Annotated in this window: 23 protein-coding genes; 16 read left to right on the top strand and 7 right to left on the bottom strand. The window is 48.2% G+C overall.

Annotated elements, in window-relative coordinates; genetic code table 11:
• Complete coding sequence (gene metB, locus BMX14_RS11920) at positions 1 to 1164, bottom strand: cystathionine gamma-synthase (RefSeq protein ID WP_092677117.1); 1164 nt, start codon at positions 1162 to 1164, stop codon at positions 1 to 3.
• Between the two features lie 259 nt (positions 1165 to 1423).
• Here metB and metJ point away from each other — a divergent pair, with 259 nt between their 5' ends.
• Positions 1424 to 1741: a met regulon transcriptional regulator MetJ gene (metJ, locus tag BMX14_RS11915; RefSeq protein ID WP_048912975.1), complete on the top strand. Its 318-nt coding sequence runs from the start codon at positions 1424 to 1426 to the stop codon at positions 1739 to 1741.
• A gap of 81 nt (positions 1742 to 1822) precedes the next feature.
• On the opposite strand, the gene rpmE is transcribed toward metJ, so the two are convergent.
• Positions 1823 to 2035 (bottom strand): 50S ribosomal protein L31, encoded by a 213-nt coding sequence (rpmE, locus tag BMX14_RS11910; RefSeq protein WP_062814690.1) that lies wholly within the window; start codon positions 2033 to 2035, stop codon positions 1823 to 1825.
• A 232-nt stretch (positions 2036 to 2267) separates the two neighbouring features.
• Here rpmE and priA point away from each other — a divergent pair, with 232 nt between their 5' ends.
• The 6 genes from priA (at position 2268) to rraA (ending at position 9421) form a co-directional block, all read left to right on the top strand.
• Positions 2268 to 4463 (top strand): primosomal protein N', encoded by a 2196-nt coding sequence (gene priA / locus BMX14_RS11905; protein ID WP_092677069.1) that lies wholly within the window; start codon positions 2268 to 2270, stop codon positions 4461 to 4463.
• 150 nt (positions 4464 to 4613) lie between these two features.
• Positions 4614 to 5618: a substrate-binding domain-containing protein gene (locus tag BMX14_RS11900; RefSeq protein ID WP_230527474.1), complete on the top strand. Its 1005-nt coding sequence runs from the start codon at positions 4614 to 4616 to the stop codon at positions 5616 to 5618.
• A 157-nt stretch (positions 5619 to 5775) separates the two neighbouring features.
• Positions 5776 to 6840, top strand: coding sequence for a cell division protein FtsN (gene ftsN / locus BMX14_RS11895; RefSeq protein WP_092677067.1), 1065 nt, complete (start codon positions 5776 to 5778; stop codon positions 6838 to 6840).
• Between the two features lie 87 nt (positions 6841 to 6927).
• Positions 6928 to 7464, top strand: a complete 537-nt coding sequence (gene hslV / locus BMX14_RS11890; protein WP_048912993.1) for an ATP-dependent protease subunit HslV — start codon at positions 6928 to 6930, stop codon at positions 7462 to 7464.
• Positions 7465 to 7467: 3 nt separating this feature from the next.
• A complete protein-coding gene (gene hslU, locus BMX14_RS11885) occupies positions 7468 to 8802 on the top strand; it encodes an HslU--HslV peptidase ATPase subunit (RefSeq protein ID WP_092677065.1) in 1335 nt (444 codons plus the stop codon).
• 130 nt (positions 8803 to 8932) lie between these two features.
• A complete protein-coding gene (rraA, locus tag BMX14_RS11880; RefSeq protein WP_092677113.1) occupies positions 8933 to 9421 on the top strand; it encodes a ribonuclease E activity regulator RraA in 489 nt (162 codons plus the stop codon).
• 40 nt (positions 9422 to 9461) lie between these two features.
• Here rraA and zapB read toward each other — a convergent pair whose 3' ends face one another.
• Entirely contained in the window at positions 9462 to 9701 is a 240-nt protein-coding gene (gene zapB / locus BMX14_RS11875) for a cell division protein ZapB (RefSeq protein ID WP_048912981.1), read from the bottom strand.
• Between the two features lie 340 nt (positions 9702 to 10041).
• On the opposite strand from zapB, the gene BMX14_RS11865 reads away from it, so the two are divergent.
• From BMX14_RS11865 to tpiA, 6 genes are all read left to right on the top strand, one after another.
• Positions 10042 to 10893: an MIP/aquaporin family protein gene (locus BMX14_RS11865; RefSeq protein ID WP_092677062.1), complete on the top strand. Its 852-nt coding sequence runs from the start codon at positions 10042 to 10044 to the stop codon at positions 10891 to 10893.
• 25 nt (positions 10894 to 10918) lie between these two features.
• Positions 10919 to 12430 carry a glycerol kinase GlpK gene (gene glpK / locus BMX14_RS11860; RefSeq protein ID WP_092677060.1) on the top strand — a complete coding sequence of 504 codons (1512 nt, stop codon included), beginning with the start codon at positions 10919 to 10921 and terminating at the stop codon, positions 12428 to 12430.
• Between the two features lie 120 nt (positions 12431 to 12550).
• Entirely contained in the window at positions 12551 to 13594 is a 1044-nt protein-coding gene (glpX, locus tag BMX14_RS11855; RefSeq protein WP_092677058.1) for a class II fructose-bisphosphatase, read from the top strand.
• On the top strand, positions 13563 to 14309 hold the full coding sequence (fpr, locus tag BMX14_RS11850; RefSeq protein WP_092677056.1) for a ferredoxin--NADP(+) reductase: 747 nt from the start codon (positions 13563 to 13565) through the stop codon (positions 14307 to 14309). Before glpX ends, fpr begins: the two co-directional genes overlap by 32 nt.
• Before the next feature lie 9 nt (positions 14310 to 14318).
• Entirely contained in the window at positions 14319 to 14906 is a 588-nt protein-coding gene (locus BMX14_RS11845; protein ID WP_092677055.1) for a DUF1454 family protein, read from the top strand.
• 116 nt (positions 14907 to 15022) lie between these two features.
• Positions 15023 to 15787, top strand: a complete 765-nt coding sequence (tpiA, locus tag BMX14_RS11840) for a triose-phosphate isomerase (protein ID WP_092677053.1) — start codon at positions 15023 to 15025, stop codon at positions 15785 to 15787.
• A 37-nt stretch (positions 15788 to 15824) separates the two neighbouring features.
• On the opposite strand, the gene BMX14_RS11835 is transcribed toward tpiA, so the two are convergent.
• From BMX14_RS11835 to BMX14_RS11820, 4 genes are all read right to left on the bottom strand, one after another.
• Positions 15825 to 16574 (bottom strand): CDP-diacylglycerol diphosphatase, encoded by a 750-nt coding sequence (locus tag BMX14_RS11835; RefSeq protein WP_177173143.1) that lies wholly within the window; start codon positions 16572 to 16574, stop codon positions 15825 to 15827.
• Positions 16575 to 16635: 61 nt separating this feature from the next.
• The gene (locus BMX14_RS11830) at positions 16636 to 17628 is read right to left on the bottom strand and encodes a sulfate ABC transporter substrate-binding protein (RefSeq protein WP_092677050.1); all 993 of its coding nucleotides are present in this window, start codon (positions 17626 to 17628) and stop codon (positions 16636 to 16638) included.
• A 104-nt stretch (positions 17629 to 17732) separates the two neighbouring features.
• Positions 17733 to 18695 carry a 6-phosphofructokinase gene (gene pfkA, locus BMX14_RS11825; protein WP_092677048.1) on the bottom strand — a complete coding sequence of 321 codons (963 nt, stop codon included), beginning with the start codon at positions 18693 to 18695 and terminating at the stop codon, positions 17733 to 17735.
• Between the two features lie 162 nt (positions 18696 to 18857).
• Entirely contained in the window at positions 18858 to 19790 is a 933-nt protein-coding gene (locus BMX14_RS11820; RefSeq protein ID WP_092677046.1) for an omptin family outer membrane protease, read from the bottom strand.
• Between the two features lie 328 nt (positions 19791 to 20118).
• Here BMX14_RS11820 and gmk point away from each other — a divergent pair, with 328 nt between their 5' ends.
• The 3 genes from gmk to spoT are packed head-to-tail and all read left to right on the top strand — an operon-like array spanning position 20119 to position 23210.
• Positions 20119 to 20742, top strand: a complete 624-nt coding sequence (gmk, locus tag BMX14_RS11815; protein ID WP_048913034.1) for a guanylate kinase — start codon at positions 20119 to 20121, stop codon at positions 20740 to 20742.
• Positions 20743 to 20795: 53 nt separating this feature from the next.
• Positions 20796 to 21071, top strand: coding sequence for a DNA-directed RNA polymerase subunit omega (gene rpoZ, locus BMX14_RS11810; RefSeq protein WP_048913035.1), 276 nt, complete (start codon positions 20796 to 20798; stop codon positions 21069 to 21071).
• A 21-nt stretch (positions 21072 to 21092) separates the two neighbouring features.
• Positions 21093 to 23210, top strand: a complete 2118-nt coding sequence (gene spoT, locus BMX14_RS11805) for a bifunctional GTP diphosphokinase/guanosine-3',5'-bis pyrophosphate 3'-pyrophosphohydrolase (RefSeq protein WP_092677044.1) — start codon at positions 21093 to 21095, stop codon at positions 23208 to 23210.
• Position 23211: the final 1 nt, after the last annotated feature.

Genomic DNA, 23211 nt, shown 5'->3' with positions numbered 1-23211 from the left:
TTACTCCTGGGTAAGACGTTGGAAAGCTTGGTCAAGATCAGCAATCAGATCGTTATGATCCTCGATTCCTACTGAAACACGCAGTAACGTCTCAGAGATCCCTGCCGCGGCTCTGGCTTCGGCCGACATACCCGCATGCGTCATCGTTGCCGTATGGGAAATCAAACTCTCGACGCCGCCTAATGACTCAGCAAGGGTAAAAAGTTTTAGCGATTTAAAGAATTGACGAACCGTATTTTCATCACCCGCTAACTCAAAACTTAGCATTGCACCAAACCCACGTTGCTGGCGACAGGCAAACTCGTGACCTTGATTCTCAGGAAGTGAGGGATGGTAGAGCTTGCTCACCAAAGGCTGATTTCTCAGATACTCAACTATTGCCAGCGCGTTCTCTTGAGCCGCTTTGGTCCGTAGCGATAGTGTCCGCATCCCTCTTAATAAGAGATAACTATCAAAAGCTGAGCCGGTCACACCAATATTATTCGCCCACCATGCTAAGTCCGTCGCGACTTGAGGATCTCGGGCAATAACCGTGCCTGCAACAATATCCGAATGCCCGTTTAGATATTTCGTACAGGAGTGCACCACCAAATCGGCACCGAGTTGAAGAGGGTTTTGTAACGCAGGACTAAGAAACGTATTATCGACAACCGTCACCGCGCCGACTGCACGAGCTGCTCGGCATAAGCTTTCAATATCCACCACCCGTAGCAGCGGGTTACTCGGGCTTTCGATTAAGAAAAGCTTGGGATTAAGCTTCAAGGCCTCTTCAACCGCTTGAGGATCACCCTGATCAATAAATTTCACATTGAAAGCACCGCGTTTCTGTAAGCTATCGAAGAGTCGGTAACTTCCACCATAGCAATCGTGCGGTGCAACCAGCCAGTCTCCAGGTTTTAAAAAGACAGTGGTCACAAGCATAATGGCTGACATACCGGTATTCGTCATCACCGCACCAGCCCCACCTTCTAACTCCGCTAAGGCTTGCTGGACAACATCACGTGAGGGGTTACCCCGACGAGAGTAATCGTGTGCCCGAGGTTGATTATAATCCGTAAAATTATAGGTCGTCGAAAGATGGATAGGAGGAACGACGCAGCCATATTGGTGATCTTCATTTAATCCGCTGCGTACCGCAATTGTCGCCTGCTTGAATTGTGTCATAGGGAAGTAACCAAGAGTCATAAAGTGATCCTTAGCATATCCTTGCAGAAAATAGACGTCAACACATCTAGACATCCAAATAGATTTGCGTGTAGATTGAGCAATACGAGGATAAGAGGTAAAATCAGACCACAACGTCCGGTCTTAGAAGAGAATATTTTCTTTTGACGGCTCCTGGACCAATAAATCCAGTTTTATCTGCGATATCTGGCATAATAAGCTGAATTCAAGTAATTAACATTTATTAATAAGGTACCCCATGGCTGAGTGGAATGCCGAATATATCAGCCCTTATGCTGAACATGGCAAAAAAAGTGAGCAAGTAAAGAAAATCACTGTTTCTATCCCGCTAAAAGTATTGAAAATCCTAACGGATGAGAGAACACGTCGGCAGGTTAATAATTTACGTCATGCGACGAACAGCGAGCTATTGTGCGAAGCTTTTCTACATGCCTTTACTGGCCAACCTTTGCCAGATGACAACGATCTACGAAAAGAAAGAAGTGATGAGATCCCTGAAACGGCAAAATTGATTATGCGTGAAATGGGCATCGATCCCGATACCTGGGATTACTAACGTTATGCTTTTTTCCCCATAAAAAAACCCGGCATTGCCGGGTTTTTTATACAGCGGGGAATTCCCCACTGATCAAGAAACTTATTTAGAGCTTGGGATGCTGAAACGCTTGTTGAAGCGATCAACACGACCACCAGTGTCTACAACACGTTGCTTACCGGTGTAGAATGGGTGGCAGTTACCACATACGTCTAAGTTTAAAGGCTGACGCAGGGTTGAACGCGTTTCGATTACGTTACCGCAAGAACAAGAAATGGTAACGTTGTTATATTCTGGATGAATACCTTTTTTCATGGGATAACCTCAGTAGAAGGCCGTGTCGCTCTCCGTGCCAAGCATAGCTTGCACAGCACCACACGCGATTGAACAATAATATAAGTGTATGTCTTCGTCGCGTAATAAGACCGCTGTCTAACGAAGGCCCCATATTATACAGAAAATAGACAACAACATGCAAATGACGATTTCAAACACTTCACGATCAACGGTACACTTGCCGTTTCGGTTCACTGAGTATGAGTAATGCATGACCATCATTAAGGTAGCTTTACCGGTTCCTCTTCCCAAACTGTATGATTATACCGCCGACCCAGCGCAGATCCCTCAGATAGGGTGTCGTGTCCGCGTAACTTTTGGTCGCCGAAAAATGATCGGAATCGTGGTAACGCACAGTGCGAGCAGTGATCTCAGTTCCGAGCAGCTTAAGCCTATTGATGAAATCCTTGATACCGAGAGCCTTTTCACGCCCAGTCTCTGGGAGTTATTGACCTGGTCAAATCGCTACTATCATTATCCATTGGGTGAAATTCTTTTTCACGCGATCCCATCCCAACTTCGCCAAGGCAAAGAAGCACGTAAAACAATCGCGTATGAGTGGCGACTCACCGATATGGGACGAGTCATCGACCCGAGTGAAATTAAGCGTTCGGAGAAGCAGCGCCAAGCGATGATGCTATTGCGACAAGGTGGATTATTACGCTCGGCAGTGGCTGACCACGACTTGCCGGAAAGCACGTTCCAAGCCCTACGTAAAAAAGGGTGGAGTGATCTCTACGAACTTGCTGAATCGCTTGATGATTGGCGTCCTCAGTTCCGTATCCTGGGCGATCGGCTAAAATTAACCACCGAACAAGCCACGGCGGTAGGGGCGATACATAGTTTGACTCAGCAGTTTAGCCCGTGGTTATTAGCGGGAATTACGGGTTCTGGGAAAACCGAAGTATACCTCAGCGTTATTGAGAATATCCTTGCGCAAGGGCGACAAGCCCTAGTGCTAGTCCCGGAAATAGGGCTGACTCCGCAAACTATCGCCCGCTTTCGGGAGCGTTTTCAGGCCCCCGTTGCAGTACTGCACTCAGGACTTAATGATACTGAACGTCTAAGTGTATGGCTGAAAAGTAAAAAGGGTGAGGCTGCGATTATTATCGGTACTCGCTCAGCGGTTTTTACCCCATTAGCACGACCAGGCGTAATAATTGTCGATGAGGAGCACGATAATTCTTATAAGCAACAAGATGGCTGGCGCTACCATGCTCGAGATCTCGCCGTGTTTCGGGCCAACAAAGAAAATATACCGGTCATCCTCGGGTCAGCAACCCCTGCCTTGGAAACCTTGCATAATGTCCGCGTCGGTAAGTATCGCCAGCTAAACCTTACTCGGCGAGCAGGTAATGCGACCACGGCTCAACAGCAGCTCATTGATCTTAAATCCGTTACTTTGCAATCGGGGCTATCACCCCAGCTGATTCGACGTATTCATGCTCACCTCCAAGCGGGTAACCAAGCGCTGCTATTTCTCAATCGCCGTGGCTACTCGCCAGCCTTACTCTGCCACGATTGCGGATGGTTAGCGGAGTGCCAACGTTGTGACCACTATTATACTTACCATCAGCAGCAACGCAGCCTTCGCTGCCACCACTGTGACAGTCAGCGGCCGATCCCTTGGCAATGCCCTGAGTGTGGCTCGTCTCATCTAATGCCCGCGGGATTAGGGACCGAACAATTGGAAGAGCATCTACAGCGGTTATTCCCTGAGACGCCCCTGACGCGTATAGACCGTGATACCACGCGCAGGAAAGGCATGCTCGAACAACACCTAGAGCAAATCCATCAAGGCGGCCCGCGAATTCTTATTGGTACCCAAATGCTCGCAAAGGGTCATCACTTCCCAGATGTTACCTTAGTGGCATTGTTGGATGTCGATGGAGCACTATTTTCCGCAGATTTCCGGGCAACTGAGCATTTCGCACAACTTTATGTGCAAGTGGCTGGCCGAGCTGGGCGCGCGGGTAAACAAGGTGAAGTGTTGCTGCAAACTCATCAACCGGAGCATCCTCTCCTGCAAACCTTACTCAGTAAAGGCTATTTTCAGTTCGCTACTGAAACGCTCGCCCTCCGGCAACAATTACAACTGCCGCCTTATTCTAGCCAAGCTATCTTTCGTGCCGAACATCAAGATAGCAACCAAACGGAGCGTTTCTTACAGCAATTACGTAACCTCATCGAATCAAGTCCATTAAAAGATGAGGAATGTTGGATTATCGGTCCGGTCCCCGCCCTGCATGCTAAACGTCAAGGACGTTGGCGTTGGCAACTAGTGATACAAACCCCTTCACGGAGCCGGCTACAACAGCTTCTCGCGCAAAGCTTACTGCTGGTGGGCACGCTGGCTGGGGAGAAGAAGGTCAAATGGTCTTTAGATATTGATCCTACAGAGAGTTAAGCAATAAAAGGTTGTGAAGTAACTCTTAAAATTAATCGATGAATAACAATTAGTTAATGGATTTTGATACGCTCTGGTGCATTCAGAATCTGAAGTAGCACGACTAATTGGCTGGTTGATACAGAATCTCATTCATTGAGGAGTTATGCATTGAAAACGACCCCAAATTCCTCCCCAGCAACCATGAAAGCGGTGGCATTAGCAGCGGGTGTATCAACCGCTACCGTTTCGCGCGTGTTTACCTCACCGGAAAAAGTCTCACCAACGACCCGACAACGCGTCGAATCCGTTGCAATCACCTTGGGTTACTCAACAATCCCCCTTTTTCCACGCGGTATAACACCTAGTTGGCGTAAGGTCTTGGTGATTATTGCCGATGTCACCGACAGCTTTTACAGCGAGATTATTCGTGGTATCGAGACGCAAGCAAGCCAACAGCACTGCTTGGTCACTTTATTCGATTGCGCGCATCAATCGATGAATCGTTACATTACACAAGCAAGGGGCTTACCAGAGGGGTACGATGGCTTAATTTATGTCGGCCTTTCCCCCACTGACCGTGATCATCGCCCTCCACTGCCCTGCGTGGTGATTAATGAGTACTCCTCAAATCATGGGGCCCCCACCCTGCACGTTGATAACTTAAGCGCCTCTTTTAATGCCGTTAATTATCTTATCCAACGCGGCCACCATCGTATTGCCTGCGTAACAGGTCCTGAAGCATTGGCGATCTGCCAATATCGGCGACAAGGCTATCTGCAAGCTTTACAACGTCATAACCTTCCCCTGAATCCCTATTACATTACCCGGGGCGATTTTTCATTTAAATCAGGGATAGCCGCTGCCGAGCACCTTTTGACACTTTCTACACCGCCTGATGCGATTTTTTGCCACAACGATAAAATGGCGCTTGGTGCGATGTATCGCGCTAAACAACTCGGTGTTGCTGTACCAAGGCAGCTCTCTCTAATTGGCTTCGATGATATAGAAGAGAGTCAATATGCCGATCCGCCACTCACGACCGTCGCACAACCAAGGGTCGCGCAAGGAGAGGCCGCGATTTCTCTATTAACGACACTTATGGAAGGAAAGCCACTTATTCATCGTTCCTATCTGTTGGAAACCGAACTCATTTTACGGCAGTCTACGCGTTGAGCGTTATTACTGAAAAATTTCACTCCAAATAATAAAAATCTCAACTAGAGTTTACTGGTCAAACTTCATTCGGTTAAGTAACATAGTAGCAATTGTTATTAATCAATTCTTCAGGCAATCTTGCCTTTCAGCTGGCTTAAATAATATCGGTACCGGTGTGGCACAAAAAGACTATGTAGGACGCGGACGTTCATCGACGACGCAACGAAAAAAAAATAATAGCCGACGTAAAAACTCCAAGGCAAATACTGGTATTTCTAAGGTAATTGTTGTTATTGCAGCGGCAGCTTTAGTGCTCTTTATCGGTGTGTTGGCACTGCTCGCTCATCATAAGAAACAAGCGGAAAAAGAAGCCGCCCCGCATAAGACAACCACCAACGGACTTCCTCCTAAACCTGAAGAACGCTGGAAATATATAAAAGAATTAGAGAACCGCCAAATAACGGTACCTAGCCCAGTGGAACCTAGCGCCGGGGGAGAGGTTAAGTCGCCCACGCAACTTACCGACGAGCAGCGCCAGCTATTAGCACAAATGGCTGAAGATATGCGCCAGCAACCCACTCAGCTGAGTGAAGTGCCGTGGAATCAGCAAACGCCTGAACAGCAACAGCAAACCATTCGTCAGCAACAGCAAAATGCTGCGTTACAGCGCAAGTATCAGCAGCAAGAACAGCAATTTATTTCGCAGCAGCAGCAGCTGAACCAATCTCGTCCCGCTCAGCCAGCGAACAAAGAGCTACAAGAGCAGAATCGACAAATACAGTTACAGCATGAGCGTCAACAAAAAGCCTATGCCGATCAGCAAAAAAAATTAGACCTTGAACGTCAGCAGCAGGCCTATCGCGAGCAGCAAAAGCAGCGCCAACAATTAGAGCGTCAAATCCAGCAACAGCAGCATAGTGCACCGATCACTGCGGCGAAACCGAGTACATCGCAACCTGAGAAAGTGGCTCCAGCAACACCGGCCTCGCCTCCAGCGGCAACCGAAACGGCGTCCAAACATTGGTTAATTCAATGTGGGTCGTTCAAAGGTGCCGCCCAAGCAGAGTCGACTCGAGCAAAACTCGCTTTTGAAGGGTTTGAGAGTCGTGTTACCACGGGTGGGGGCTGGAATCGGGTCGTCATTGGCCCTTACACTCAGCGCTCGAAAATAGATTCAGTGATTAAACAGTTAAAAAATTCTGGACATACAAACTGTATAACTCTCTCTGTGGGGGGTTGAAAGTTTTAAACCCACCCCCATATGCTTGAGTAAGTGACTCCGCGCTTTGTCGCGGAGTTTTTATTTCAAGAGATTAAGGGGCAGCCCGTGACAACGATAGTAAGCATACGACGTAACGGTAAAGTCGTCATTGGTGGTGACGGCCAGGCAACGCTCGGTAACACCGTGATGAAAGGCAACGTGAAAAAAGTCCGTCGTCTTTATAACGATAAAGTCATCGCTGGTTTTGCAGGAGGCACCGCAGATGCCTTCACACTTTTCGAACTTTTTGAGCGCAAGCTTGAAATGCACCAAGGCCACTTGGTGAAAGCCGCGGTAGAGCTGGCTAAAGATTGGCGAACGGATCGTATGCTACGTCGTTTAGAGGCACTCTTGGCAGTCGCCGATGAAAATGCCTCACTGATTATCAGCGGTAACGGCGACGTCATTCAACCAGAAAACGACCTGATCGCGATTGGTTCAGGTGGCCCTTATGCCCAAGCGGCTGCGCGGGCGATGCTCGAAAACACAGAATTAGATGCTCGTGAGATCACCGAAAAAGCGTTAGAAATCGCCGGTGATATTTGTATTTATACCAACCACAATCTCACGATCGAAGAACTCAACTCAGGAGATAAGGAGTAAGTTATGTCTGAAATGACTCCTCGCGAAATCGTCAGTGAACTAAATCGGTTCATTATTGGCCAAGATAACGCTAAACGCGCGGTCTCGATCGCACTCCGTAACCGGTGGCGTCGTATGCAGCTTAATGATGAGCTGCGCCATGAAGTCACACCGAAAAATATCTTAATGATCGGTCCAACCGGCGTAGGTAAAACAGAAATTGCTCGCCGCCTCGCTAAGCTTGCCAATGCGCCGTTTATAAAAGTCGAGGCCACTAAATTTACGGAAGTGGGTTATGTCGGTAAAGAAGTCGACTCCATTATTCGTGATTTAACCGAAGCAGCTGTGAAAATGGTACGTTCGCAGGCCATCGAGAAAAATAAAGCGCGTGCAGTCGAACACGCTGAAGACCGCATCCTTGATGTCCTGATCCCACCAGCGAAAAATAACTGGGGACAATCTGAAGGCTCACAAGAAGAGTCGTCAACCCGCCAATCTTTCCGTAAAAAACTACGCGAAGGACAGCTAGACGATAAAGAGATCGAGATCGATCTAGCCGCATCCCCGATGGATGTCGAGATTATGGCACCTCCTGGTATGGAAGAGATGACTAATCAGCTTCAATCCATGTTCCAAAACATGGGTAACCAGAAGCAGAAATCGCGTAAGCTGAAAATCAAAGAAGCAAAGAAATTGCTAATTGAAGAAGAAGCCGCACGTCTAGTCAACCCGGAAGAGCTAAAACAACAAGCCATCGAGGCGGTTGAGCAGCACGGTATCGTCTTTATCGATGAAATCGATAAAATCTGTAAGCGTGGCGGGCAATCATCTGGTCCTGACGTATCCCGCGAAGGGGTACAACGCGACTTACTACCGCTTGTTGAGGGGTGTACTGTCTCGACTAAGCACGGTACGGTAAAAACTGACCATATCCTGTTTATCGCATCAGGGGCCTTCCAAGTGGCTAGCCCGTCTGATCTTATCCCTGAATTACAAGGACGTCTGCCTATTCGCGTCGAATTACAGGCCCTAACGGTCAATGATTTCGAGCGTATCTTGACTGAACCAACCGCCTCCGTGACGGTTCAGTACAAGGCGTTAATGGGAACTGAGGGGGTGAATATCGATTTCACCGATGATGGGATCCGACGCATTGCCGAAGCGGCATGGCAGGTCAACGAAACCACCGAAAACATTGGTGCGCGTCGACTCTATACCGTATTAGAGAAGCTGGTAGAAGATATCTCCTTCGAAGCGAGCGATCGCTCCGGTGAGGCCGTTACGATTGATGCGGACTACGTCAGCAAGCACTTAGATGTACTCGTTGCAGATGAAGATTTAAGCCGCTTCATACTATAACCCGTCCCGTTACCCAGAGCGACTTGCTTTGGGTAACGCTCTCCTTACGCCCGACCTTCCCCAAGAACTTTGCCGCAACACTGAGAAAGAGATATACTTGGTCTACCTCTGGCAACCAGATGAAACGACTATGAAATATGATACTTCCGAACTCTGTGATATCTACCATGAAGAAGTCAACGTGGTTGAACCTCTTTTCTCTAACTTTGGGGGACGTACCTCTTTTGGTGGACAGATCACAACAGTAAAATGTTTCGAAGATAATGGGCTACTCTACGATCTACTTGAAGAAGATGGCTCAGGGAAAGTTTTACTTGTAGATGGTGGCGGCTCGGTTAGACGCGGGTTAGTGGATGCCCAACTAGCCCAACTTGCAGCCAGTAACCATTGGGAAGGGATTATTCTATATGGCTCTGTGCGCCAAGTTGACGAACTGGCAGAGTGTGATATCGGCATTCAAGCCATCGCAGCCATTCCGGCGGGTGCTTCTGGCGAGGGTGCGGGCGAAAGTGATATTCGAGTCAATTTCGGCGGCGTCACCTTTTTCTCAGGCGATTATGTTTATGCCGACAACACCGGTATTATCCTCTCTGATACACCATTAACGGAAGACGAGTAATGGTCGCAACGGCGGACAGTCATACTGCCCGCCCATTTTCTTATACTTCTTCCATCTTACCGAGCAGAGCACGTAAACGCTCTTGCCACTGCGTTTGCTCTTCTTTTAGCTGTTGATTTTCACGGGTGAGTGACTCGTGATTACCGACCGCTTGTTGAGCATCTTGCTTAAGGGCACTATTTTGCTCTTTCAATTCTTCAATTTCCATTTGTAGCAGGGTAATGGTGTCAATCGCCTGCTGTACTTTCGCTTCCAATTTCTCAAACATTTCAAATGACATTGTTACTATCTCCAATTAACGCAAGGCGTTGATAACCGCATCCTTCAATGTATCGCAATGATACATTATAAAGCCGCGCTGATAATCCGATTGTATGGAGGCCAGCGGTGCAAGTCCAGAGGGGAAACAACTTCAAGAGTAGTCTGTTCTTTTTTTTCACCGTAAAAAGGGTAAAAGGAAAAGAGAATATGCGGAAACGCGCATTTTTTTTGACCAAGTACACATTTTTTGAGTGCGGTATTTTGCGTTTTTTTTCGTTAACGATAAATTCACAAGAAAAATACATTTGAGGTTTTTGCAAAACTCAAATACTGTCTCTCTCTCCGTCAAGGAATACGCTATGAGTACATCAACCACCACGCTCACTGGTCAGTGTATTGCAGAATTTATAGGAACTGGCTTAATTATCTTTTTTGGCGTCGGTTGTGTCTCTGCGCTGAAATTGGCCGGTGCCAATTTTGGTCAATGGGAAATCAGCATCGTCTGGGGTCTTGCCGTTGCGATGGGCGCTTACGTCAGTGCTGGCGTATCAGGCGCTCACCTCAACCCTGCCGTCAGCATTGCATTATGTGTGTTCGGCAACTTCGAAGCCCGTAAGCTCTTCCCTTATATCTTCGCGCAAACAGCGGGAGCCTTCTGTTCTGCTGCCTTAGTTTACGGGTTGTACCAAAGCCTCTTTATCGACTACGAACAGACTCACCATATCGTTCGTGGCACCTTAGACAGCTTACCTATGGCGGGGATCTTCTCAACCTATCCCGATGCGCATCTCTCTATCGCTCAAGCTTTCTTGATTGAGATGACCATCACTGCAGTGTTAATGGGCGTCATCATGGGCTTGACTGACGATGGTAACGGCATCCCTCGCGGGCCTTTAGCACCACTATTAATTGGTTTACTGGTTGCCGCGATTGGAGCCGCCTTCGGTCCACTGACCGGCTTTGCCCTGAACCCTGCCCGTGACTTCGGCCCTAAACTGTTTGCAGATTTAGCGGGATGGGGACATTTGGCCCTGACCGGTGGTAAAGACGTCCCTTATTTCTTGGTCCCAATATTTGCCCCAATTGTTGGCGCATTAGTCGGCGCACTGTTATATCGGACCCTGATTGGCCGCCATCTTCCCTTAGCAGTAAAAGTCGAACCCGAGCCAATCACTGCTGAAAAGGCCACTGTACAAGAACGTAAAGTATAAACTTCACGGCGAATAGGAACTCACTATGTCTATTAAAGAAAAAAAATATATCGTCGCGCTCGACCAAGGAACGACTAGCTCTAGAGCCGTTATTCTTGATCACGATGCGAATATCGTCGCCGTTTCACAACGTGAGTTCGAGCAAATCTATCCGAAAACCGGCTGGGTAGAACATGACCCGATGGATATTTGGGCGACACAAAGCTCGACACTGGTCGAAGTCTTGGCACATGCCGACATTAGTTCAGATGAAGTCGCAGCAATCGGTATCACTAACCAGCGCGAAACCACGATTGTGTGGGACAAAGAAACGGGTAAACCGATTTATAATGCCATCGTATGGCAGGATCCCCGTACCGCCGATTATTGTTCAAGCTTAAAAGATGAAGGATACGAAGAGTATATCCGAGATACCACTGGCCTCGTCATCAACCCTTACTTCTCAGGAACTAAGGTTAAGTGGATCCTTGATCACGTTGAAGGGTCACGCGAACGAGCGAAACGCGGAGAACTTCTATTTGGTACAGTCGATACCTGGTTAGTCTGGAAAATGACTCAAGGCCGTGTGCATATTACGGATTACACCAATGCCTCACGTACCATGCTCTTCAATATCCATACCTTAGAGTGGGATCAGAAGATGCTAGATTTATTAGATATCCCGCGTGAGATTTTACCAGAGGTCAAAGCGTCTTCCGAGGTGTACGGCCAAACCAACATCGGCGGTAAGGGCGGCACACGTATCCCGATTGCGGGGATCGCGGGCGACCAACAGGCAGCGCTTTATGGACAACTCTGTGTTCAACCCGGTATGGCAAAAAATACCTATGGTACTGGCTGCTTTATGCTGATGAATACCGGTAAAGAAGCGATTACCTCGAAAAATGGTTTATTAACCACCATTGCTTGTGGTCCACGCGGCGAAGTGAATTATGCGCTAGAAGGTGCTGTCTTTATCGGAGGGGCATCGATTCAATGGTTGCGTGATGAACTTAAGCTGTTTAACGATGCGGACGATTCAGAATATTTTGCTAACAAAGTAAAAGATTCTAATGGCGTTTACATGGTGCCAGCCTTTACCGGCTTAGGCGCCCCGTATTGGGACCCCTATGCGCGCGGAGCTATCTTCGGCCTTACTCGTGGCGCGAATGCTAACCACATCATTCGTGCGACGTTAGAATCGATCGCTTTCCAAACTCGCGATGTATTGGAAGCGATGCAGCATGATGCGAACACCCGTTTACAGACACTACGAGTGGACGGCGGAGCCGTAGCCAATAACTTCCTCATGCAATTCCAAGCCGATATTTTAGGCGCGCATGTAGAACGTCCTGAAGTTAAAGAGGTAACGGCTTTAGGCGCAGCTTACTTAGCAGGCCTTGCTGTGGGATTCTGGAATGATTTAGAAGAAGTACGCTCTAAATCTGTGGTGGAGAAAGAGTTCCGTCCTTCTATTGAAACCACCGAGCGTAATTACCGATACGCAGGATGGAAAAAGGCGGTCTCACGCGTCAGAGGTTGGGAAAAAGAAGAATAGCACGCAGAGTGCTAAACAATAGCACTCACTGCCTCCTGCGCTTTGCAGGGGGCATCCCTCCCCTTTTCTCGCTATGATACACTGAGTCCCTGTTTTCTCTGACTAACCTAATGACTCAGTATGAAACACACACTCACGCAACAATTTAATCGCGTCACCGAAGCAGCGGCAATCGCCGGTTTCGAGTGGCTCGGGCGAGGCGATAAAAATCTCGCAGACGGTGCAGCGGTGACAGCGATGCGCCAGCAACTCAATGCGATGCCCATTGACGGAACGATTGTGATTGGCGAAGGCGAAATTGACAACGCCCCTATGCTTTATATCGGGGAAAAAGTCGGGCAATCGTCTGACCTGCAAGTCGATATCGCAGTCGATCCGATAGAAGGCACTAGAATGACGGCGTTCGGTCAAGGTAATGCTTTGTCGGTGATGGCGGTGGCGGAAGCGGGAACGCTGCTGCATGCCCCGGACATGTACATGGAAAAGTTGATTGTGGGTCCTGCGGCAAAAGGCGTTATCGATCTCCATCTCTCTCTTGAAGACAACCTGCGACGTATTAGCCAAGCGCTACAAAAAAATCTCTCTGACTTAACGGTATCTATCCTCGACAAGCCACGCCATGCTCCGGTTATCGCCGCCCTTTATCAATTAGGGGTTCGCGTTTTTACTTTTCCCGATGGCGATGTCTCCGCGTCTTTACTGACCTGCTTTCCTGACCAACCGATAGATGTCATGTACGGTATCGGTGGCGCACCAGAAGGTGTTATTTCTGCTGCGGCCATCCGGGCATTGGGGGGCGATATGCACGCTCGCTTACTCACCCGCGAACAGGTTAAAGGCAGCAGCGCTGAGCATTGCCTTGCAAGCCGCGAGGAAACAACGCGTTGCCAAGCAATGGGACTCACGCTGGGGCAAGTGCTCCGACTAGACGATCTTGCCAAAAGCGACAATGTGTTATTCAGCGCAACAGGAATTACCGATGGTGATTTACTTAAAGGCGTTGCGGCCTCTGAGTCGTCGATAACGACGCATAGTGTAGTCATTGATGGTCAACGTCAGACCCAGCAATGGATTAAAACGGTCACTACCCCTGACCCGATAACAACAAAATATTTACCAACTGGAGGCAATGATGGCGGTATGGTGTACAGGAAAAATTATTGAGGTTAAGGCGTGGACCGACACCCTTTTTAGTTTAATTGTCGATGCGCCCATCGCGCCCTTTACTGCTGGACAATTTGCTAAACTTAGCCTGACTATTGAGGGTGAGACCGTTCAGCGGGCCTATTCCTATGTCAATGCACCGAGTCAAACTCCCCTTGAGTTTTATCTTGTCCATGTTCCCGAAGGACGCCTAAGCCCAGCACTGTTATCACTTAAACCTGGTGACGAAGTATTAGTGACGGAAGAGGCTGCCGGATATTTTGTATTGGAAGAAGTACCCGACGCTAAAGAGCTGTGGATGATTGCGACCGGGACCGCTATCGGCCCCTATCTCTCTATTTTGGAACAAGGTGACGATCTCGAACGATTCGAGACGATTGTTCTGGTCCATGCCGCCCGTTATGCTGCCGACCTAAGTTACGTACCACTGTTCGAAAAACTCCAGCAACGCTATGGCGATAAACTACGTATTCAAACGGTCGTAAGCCGAGAGGAATCAGCGGGAAGTTTACGGGGTCGTGTCCCGGCATTACTGGCCGACGGCACGCTAGAGGACGCGGTAAAGACTCGTATCTCAGCCGAACAGAGCCATGTTATGATCTGTGGTAATCCGGAGATGGTGAGAGAAACACAAAAGTATCTCAAAGAGCAACGAGGGCTGCGTAAGCATCTTCGCAGGAAACCCGGTCAACTCACCAGCGAACACTATTGGTAAGGGCATAGCATGCGATACGCCGCTTATTTTACCCTGATTCTACTTACTAGCGGGCTAACCAATCAGGTTAATGCGCACCCCGTATCAATGCCGTTACCGGAAACGGCCCCCTACCTATCGCCAGATGCCCCAACCTTCGAACTGACGATCACTCAGTTTCGCCAACAGTACAGCCAGCTGTTTACGGCCACGCCTCTACAAGAATTTCGCGCCATCAAAACGGGGGCGATGCAGAAATTGGTGACGATTGCGGCGACAAAAATCAGTGAAACGGTTTATGCCTCGACCGTATTAGAAGTGGGGACAGCAAAAATAAAATCGATACAGCTCACTTGGCTGCCCGTGCCTGGAAATCAAGCCACAGCCTCTCGCCAGCAAGCCATGAGCTATATCACCAATATTATTCACTTTTTCTCACCACAACTTACCACTAAACAGTGTCGCGAACATTTGGAACAATTGCTGACGGTGGGAAAAGGGAAAGCCTATACGCTATCGAATGAAGGCGCAGTGCGATATATTTTATCTGATAAGGGTGAAGGGGGCATGACCTTTGCCGCAGAACCCGTTAAATTGATACTCAGTGAGACCAAATGATCCACCGGTTTGTGATCCTACGCAAGTTGGGGGCTTCGACACGGTTTATAGTGAACTTAGACGCTATTACCCCGGCGTAATAGCATTTTACTCAAGCGCGTAATGCGGAGGAAAGCATGCGACATCCATTAGTAATGGGTAATTGGAAGCTTAATGGTAGTAGACAACTTACTGCGGACTTAATCAGTGGTCTGCGTACAGCCCTTGCAGAAGTACAGGGATGTAAAGTCGTTATCGCCCCACCGGCTCTGTATTTGGCCCAAGCCGTTGCTGCCGTTGAAGGCAGTGATATCGGTGTTGGTGCGCAAAATATCGATGTGAACCTTTCGGGAGCTTTTACCGGTGAGACCTCTGCAGACATGCTGAAAGACACCGGCGTACGCTACGTCATTCTGGGTCACTCAGAACGTCGCACCTACCATCATGAAACTGATGAAGTGGTTGCTGAGAAATTTGCCATCGTCAAACAGCAAGGACTCATCCCGGTTTTATGTATTGGTGAGACAGAAGCCGAGAATGAAGCGGGTAAAACAGAAGAAGTCTGTTCACGTCAAATTGATGCTGTTATCAATGCTCAAGGTGTTGACGCGCTCACTGGTGCTGTCATTGCCTATGAACCCGTGTGGGCTATCGGTACGGGTAAATCCGCCACACCTGCGCAAGCACAAGCCGTTCACAAATTTATTCGTGACCACATTGCTAAACAGAGCCGTGATGTGGCTGAACAAGTCATTATTCAATACGGCGGTTCAGTCAACGATAAAAATGCGGCTGAACTTTTCGGTCAGCCCGATATCGACGGTGCGCTGGTCGGCGGCGCCTCCCTGAAAGCAGACGCTTTCAGCGTTATCGTTAAAGCTGCCGCGGCGGCGAAAGCATAATGATCGGAAGTATCGCAGCCCCGCTGCGATACTTATTTCATACTGCGTGACATTGATGGTCTTGTAACTCTTCTGCTGAACCCAGTATTCCCTTCATCCAATTCGTGCGTAAGACCAATATCACCAACCGTCCATCAGCAAGCATTGTGACGGCTATCCCTTCTCTACCACTGCTCGGGTCGATATCGGGTAATTCAGTAAATACACGCTGAAATAAAGAACGAGAGTTAAGTTGCTCAAGCGATAGTGTGCGTACCCAATAGGAATGGTTCAGTAATAACAGCGGTTGCCACTGATCGGTTAACGTCTGCTGCTTTTCCGCTAAACGCTGGCGAACATCACCCCGTAGGCAGGACATATGAATATGCAGCTGATTTTGCGATCTCCCCCATTTCGAATTAATCGCCAGAGAAAGTAAGGTATTCGGTATAGGCTTTTCCAAGCGCTGGCTTACCTGAGGCATCAGCGACCACGCTAAAGAGAAATAATTGGGCGTAGTAGCGGCTAATAACTTATCACTCTCAATACCCGAAACCTTATCGGTCGGAATCAACAAATACTGGGCAACGCCTATTTTGTCTTTCAGCAGAGCATAGGCTTGAGATAGATCGACCTGTTGGCAAGGGGCAGGCGAGTGTTGTTGCTGCTGATGAGGAACACACTGACGGCTGACTATCTTCCACAATGCATCACTGTTGCGATGAAGCGCGTACCCGCGCCACGTGCCATAAACCATAATACCGATAATACTGACTAGGCAGAGCCTTTTGATAACTACCCAATTCATGTTAATCATTCCGCCGAGAACCGTAGTCCCAGTGTACGACTTCTCGGCGAAAAGTCAGCGACTATTGCGGCTTCATAATTTGATCGTAGGTTCCGCCATCACTGAAATGGTTTTTTTGCGCATTCGTCCATCCACCGAATTTCTCATCAACCGTAAACAGATGAAGAGGCTTGAAGACCGTTGAATATTGCTTCTCGACCGCTTTGTCTTGAGGGCGATAATAGTTCTGCGCGATGATTTGTTGTCCTTGTGGAGAGTAGAGGTACTTCAGATAAGCTTCCGCTACCGGACGGGTGCCTTTCTCATCGACGACTTTATCCACTAGGGAAACCGTCGGTTCTGCGAGGATAGATTCTTTCGGGGTGATAATTTCAAACTGATCTTTTTTCAGTTTGTTCACCGCTAAATAGGCCTCATTTTCCCATGCAATCAGGACATCACCGATACCGCGTTCAACAAAGGTATTCGTTGCGCCTCGCGCACCGGAGTCCTGGACCTGAACATTTTTATACAATGCTTTCACAAAAGCTTCGGCTTGCTTAGCATCACCATGATGGCTATCTAGAGCATAACCCCATGCTGCAAGATAATTCCAGCGTGCTCCGCCAGAGGTCTTAGGATTAGGGGTAATAACATTCACGCCTGGCTTAATCAGATCACTCCAGTCGTGGATCCCTTTTGGATTTCCTTTACGGACCAGGAAAACGATGGTTGAGGTATAAGGTGCTGAATTATCCGGGAGTCTTTTTTGCCACTGCTGATCAATACGACCCCGCTGAGCGATCGCATCGACATCAGATTGTAAAGCAAGGGTGACAACATCGGCACGGATACCATTGATTACCGAAGTGGCTTGTTTACCCGATCCACCGTGTGACTGACGAACGACCACGTTGTCACCGGTTTGCTGCTTATAGTAAGCCGAGAAAGCTTTATTATACTGCTCATAAAACTCTCTGGTTGGGTCGTAAGAAACATTTAATAACTGAAAGTCTTTCGCCAGCACGCTGGCAGAGACCATCAGTAGTCCTACTCCGAGTTGCCACTTTTTCATAGTCACCCCTTATCGTTTATTACGCGTAGAGTGACATGAGATGTTGCAGAGTTTAAAGAATAAAAAGTATATTTTTATATCTCAAATGCATATAGCTAGAATCATTAATAAAGCCGTTTAGCTGTCGCCATCAAATCGCCTCGGAAAGGCCTACGCATGTTCTCGATAGCATCAATAATATCATGATGAACCATCCGGTCATTTTGTACCCCAACGCAACGCCCGCCAAATCCTTGCAGCAACAAATCTACCGCATAAGCGCCCATTCTTGATGCAAGAATACGGTCAAACGCGCAAGGTGCTCCGCCGCGTTGGATATGACCAAGTACCGTAGCACGCGTCTCTCTTCCCGTCTCTTTCTCAATGTACTTGGCAAGTTCAGCACAGTCGCAAAGCAGTTCAGTGATCGCGACTATCGCATGTTTCTTGCCTTTTTTCAGACCTGCGCGGATTTCAGCCACTAACTCTTCACGGGTATAAGGAATTTCTGGCAGCACGACATACTCACATCCTCCAGCAATCGCCGCCGACAGCGTTAGGTCACCACAATGGCGTCCCATTACTTCAACAATCGAGATACGTTGATGGGAAGATGAGGTATCACGCAAACGGTCAATCGCCTCAACAACCGTTTCGAGGGCGGTTTGATAACCGATAGTGTAATCCGTACCAGCCACATCATTATCGATAGTGCCGGGTAAACCAATACAGGGGAATCCCATTTCAGTTAGACGCTTTGCTCCCATGTAAGAGCCGTCTCCGCCAATCACGACGAGGGCATCTAGGCCACGCTTGCGCATATTCTCAATAGCGATTTGGCGAACACTTTCTTCCTTAAACTCTGGAAAACGTGCAGAACCCAAAAAAGTCCCACCACGGTTAATCACGTCTGAGACACTATAACGGTCTAAGCTCAACATCCTATCTTCATACAAACCGAGGTAGCCGTCGTAAATGCCAAATAATTCTAAACCTTCCGCAAGACCCGCTCGCACCACGCCGCGAATAGCCGCATTCATGCCGGGAGCATCTCCCCCGCTGGTCAATACACCGATTTTTTTGATCATAGCAACCCCTGGATGAATGAGTAAAAATTAAGCGAAATGAACAGGCCTCGGCCACCAATTAAGTATGCCGAGGCCCTGGATCATAATATAACATACCCGACAGCCTGAGTTGATATAGGTCATCGAAACTCACAGCCACCGGGTAATCATTCCACAAGTCGCTTAAAAGCTATAGCGGAGACCTACGCTGGCCATCAGTGACGTAGCTTCAATTCCCGCACTGTTTTTTGCCGACTCCGAGACGCCTTCTTCACGATCATGGTAACGGCTAGACCCTTTCTGATTAAAGGTACGGCCCCAAGTTCCTTCTAGATAGACCTTGGCATTGTCAGTGACATAATAACCACCATTGAGTGATAAGGCTGCAAACTTCTGCGTAGTAACAGACGACTTAAAGGTGGTATCGGTAAGATAATGCTCATCAACATCAGAAGCCCGTCCCCAAGCACTGTATTTAACGTCGCCCCCCACTTCCCATTGTTGATAACGGTAGGAGGCTAGTAGACCGATATAAGGTGTTTTAAAGGTTTGGCGGTAGGAGATACTGAGAATACTATTTGGCAACTCACCGACGAGTTGACCGTTATTATAATTATATTGTCCCCCATTAGCACTGAAACGATAGCGCGTCTGTTGGTAGCCACTCACAATTCCTACGCGAGCATCCTCATTTGAGAGCAGCCAATATTTTAAGCTAATGTCGAACTGGTTGGCACGGTTTAATCGAGTCGAAGGATGATGGCTCTTTGACGTCCAACTTTTTTGGTTTTCGTCTTCCCAATCGTAGTCATTCATCACGCCACTACGCTTCGCAAGAGTGCTCCATCCTGCAACCCCTAAAGAGAGTTCTGGTAACACTCGCCACTCTATCGCACCATTTAACGTTGCCGCATTACGCACACGCCAATTCAATTGACTGTTTTTATGGCCGTTAGTCGGATCGTAAACACGTTCTTTAGTGGTTGTGGAAAGCATTCCTACGCCAAGATCCACCGAGATATCTTCCCATGAAGCGCGGTACTGATCACTGGCATAAGCATTGGCGATCAGATTGCTCCCGATTAAAACCATGACTGCACGATTAATTCTACGCATTATTATCTCATCCTTGTTGATATAACTCCTTTATATTCATACCGTTAATACGGTTTATCTCAACGGATTTCTGCGTAGTGTTTATTCTGTATTTAGCTAAATTTTATTTATCAATGCCATTTTCTTCCCTTGCTACTCGGCCTCCATATCACAAGATGGTTGCAGTCGCGGTATCCCTCTCATTTCCTAACACACAGAATAGAACGCTTAATTGTCTAAAATTGCTTCCTTTTTCTCTGCTTTTTTAGACAAAAGACTGCTTCATTCGCAAAGGCTGTGTATAATGGCTCGGATATTGTCCCCGCTCTTTATCTAATCCAAGAAAACTATGGCCCAAGGTACGTTATTTATTGTTTCCGCTCCCAGTGGTGCGGGTAAATCGAGTTTGATCCAAGCGCTGCTGAAAACTCAGCCGTTATACGACACTCAGGTTTCTGTCTCACACACCACGCGAAATATCCGTCCAGGAGAAGTACACGGTGAGCACTACCACTTTGTGACGAAGGAAGAGTTTACCGCGATGATCGCTGAGAACGCTTTTTTTGAACATGCGCAAGTGTTTGGAAACTATTACGGCACCTCCCGTCATGCCATCGAACAAGTGCTGGCTACCGGTGTGGATGTTTTCTTGGATATTGATTGGCAGGGTGCTCAGCAAGTTCGTCAACAAATGCCAGGCGCGCGGAGTATTTTCATTCTCCCTCCCTCACAAGATGAGCTCGATCGTCGATTACGTGGGCGAGGTCAAGATGACGGTGACGTCATCGCGTCTAGAATGGCGAAAGCGGTTGATGAAATGAGCCACTACGCCGAATACGATTATCTGATCGTCAACGACGATTTCGATCTCGCACTGTCTGACTTAAAGACCATCATCCGCGCTGAACGTTTACGGATGCACCGTCAAAAATCTCGACACAGTGCGCTTATTAGCAAATTATTGGCAGACTGAATTCGCTTCAGTATCATGCCTTATCTATACCCGATCAGTGGAGTAATACCTATATGGCACGCGTAACCGTACAAGATGCAGTAGAACAAGTTGGCAACCGTTTTGACTTAGTGTTAGTTGCTGCACGCCGCGCACGTCAATTACAAACCGGCGGCAAAGATGCACTGGTTCCTGAAGAAAATGATAAACAAACCGTGATCGCCCTGCGCGAAATCGAGGAAGGTTTAATCACCAACAGTATTCTTGATGTGCGTGAGCGCCAAGACCAGCACGAGCAAGAAGCTGCAGAACTGCAAGCTGTCAATGCTATCGCTGAAGGCCGTCGTTAATTCTTATAGTGAAGGTAGCCCTTGTATCTGTTTGAAAGCCTTAACCAACTGATTGAAAAGTACCTGCCTGCAGATCAAATTTTACGTCTCAAGCAGGCTTATCTCGTCGCGCGTGATGCTCACGAAGGACAAACTCGTTCGAGTGGTGAGCCCTATATCACCCACCCAGTAGCCGTTGCCTGTATTTTGGCAGGGATGAAGCTGGATCATGAAACGCTCATGGCCGCTTTGCTGCATGACGTCATTGAAGACACCGCCGTCACGTATCAAGAAATCGAGCAGCTATTTGGTGAAAGCGTCGCAGAGTTGGTAGAGGGCGTTTCTAAACTGGATAAACTTAAATTCCGGGATAAGAAAGAAGCGCAAGCAGAAAACTTTCGCAAAATGATCATGGCGATGGTGCAAGACATCCGCGTGATCTTAATTAAACTGGCTGACCGTACGCATAATATGCGTACGCTCGGCTCGTTGCGTACCGATAAACGTCGTCGTATCGCGCTTGAAACGCTTGAAATCTACAGTCCGCTTGCCCATCGTCTCGGTATCCACCATCTTAAAACGGAATTAGAGGAACTCGGCTTCGAGGCCTTGTATCCTAACCGTTACCGTGTGATCAAAGAAGTGGTTAAGGCCGCCCGCGGCAACCGTAAAGAGATGATCCAACGCATCTTGAGTGAAATCGACGGCCGTTTGCAAGAAGCCGGCATCCCTTGCCGAGTCAGCGGTCGCGAAAAGCATCTTTACTCTATCTATCGTAAAATGCACCTGAAAGAACAGCGCTTCCACTCCATCATGGATATTTACGCCTTTCGGGTCATCGTCAAAGATATTGATACTTGTTACCGCGTCTTAGGCCAAATGCATAGCTTATTCAAGCCTCGCCCAGGCCGTATGAAAGACTATATTGCCATTCCTAAGGCCAACGGCTATCAATCGTTGCATACCTCAATGATCGGTCCGCACGGTGTTCCCGTCGAAGTGCAAATCCGTACTGAAGATATGGATCAGATGGCCGAGATGGGGGTCGCTGCACACTGGGCCTACAAACAGCAAGGCGAAAGTGTCACAACCGCTCAGCTGCGTGCCCAACGCTGGTTACAGAGCTTAATTGAGCTACAACAAAGCTCAGGTAACTCCTTTGAGTTCATCGAGAGCGTGAAGTCTGACCTGTTCCCTGATGAGATCTATGTCTTCACCCCAGAAGGCCGTATCGTCGAACTGCCAGCCGAAGCGACACCGGTCGATTTCGCCTACGCGGTGCATACCGATATTGGCCATGCTTGTGTCGGTGCGAGAGTTGATCGTCAACCCTATCCTCTGTCACAACCGCTGACCAGTGGACAAACTATCGAAATCATTACCGCGCCTGGGGCACGGCCCAACGCGGCCTGGTTGAATTTTGTCGTCAGCTCCAAAGCGCGCGCCAAAATTCGTCAGCTACTGAAGAATCTTAAACGTGAAGATTCGGTTTTACTGGGTCGACGCTTACTCAGCCATGCGCTGGGCGGCAGTAAAAAACTGGCTGAAGTGCCACAAGAGAGCATTCAGCACGAGCTTGAACGCATGAAGCTCGCCAGCTTCGACGACCTACTGGCTGAAATCGGCCTAGGTAACGCGATGAGTGTCGTCGTGGCGAAGAACCTTCTTCCACAACCTGAATCGCATGACACGGCAACCGGTAGTCACTCGAAACGCCACAAGCTCCCAATCAAAGGTGCTGAAGGGGTATTGATTACCTTTGCAAAATGTTGTCGCCCGATTCCTGGTGACCCGATCTTGGCACATATTAGCCCCGGTAAAGGGTTAGTGGTGCATCATGAATCCTGTCGTAATATCCGCGGCTTCAGCAAAGAGGCCGAGAAATTTATGCCAGTCGAGTGGGATACCCATACTGAACAAGACTTTATCGCCGAATTAAAAGTCGATATGTTTAATCATCAAGGGGTATTAGCCAACTTAACGGCAGCGATCAATCAGGAGCGCTCCAATATTCAGAGCCTGAACACCGAAGAGCGCGATGGCCGGGTTTACACCGCTTATTTACGGCTTACCGTTCATGATCGCGTCCATCTAGCCAATATCATGCGTAAACTACGTGTGATGTCCGATGTCATTAAAGTCCAACGAAATCGTAACTAAG

It is taken from the genome of Rosenbergiella nectarea (assembly GCF_900111105.1).
Taxonomy (GTDB): Bacteria; Pseudomonadota; Gammaproteobacteria; order Enterobacterales; family Enterobacteriaceae; genus Rosenbergiella; species Rosenbergiella nectarea.
This window is presented reverse-complemented; position numbering and strand designations above follow the sequence as displayed.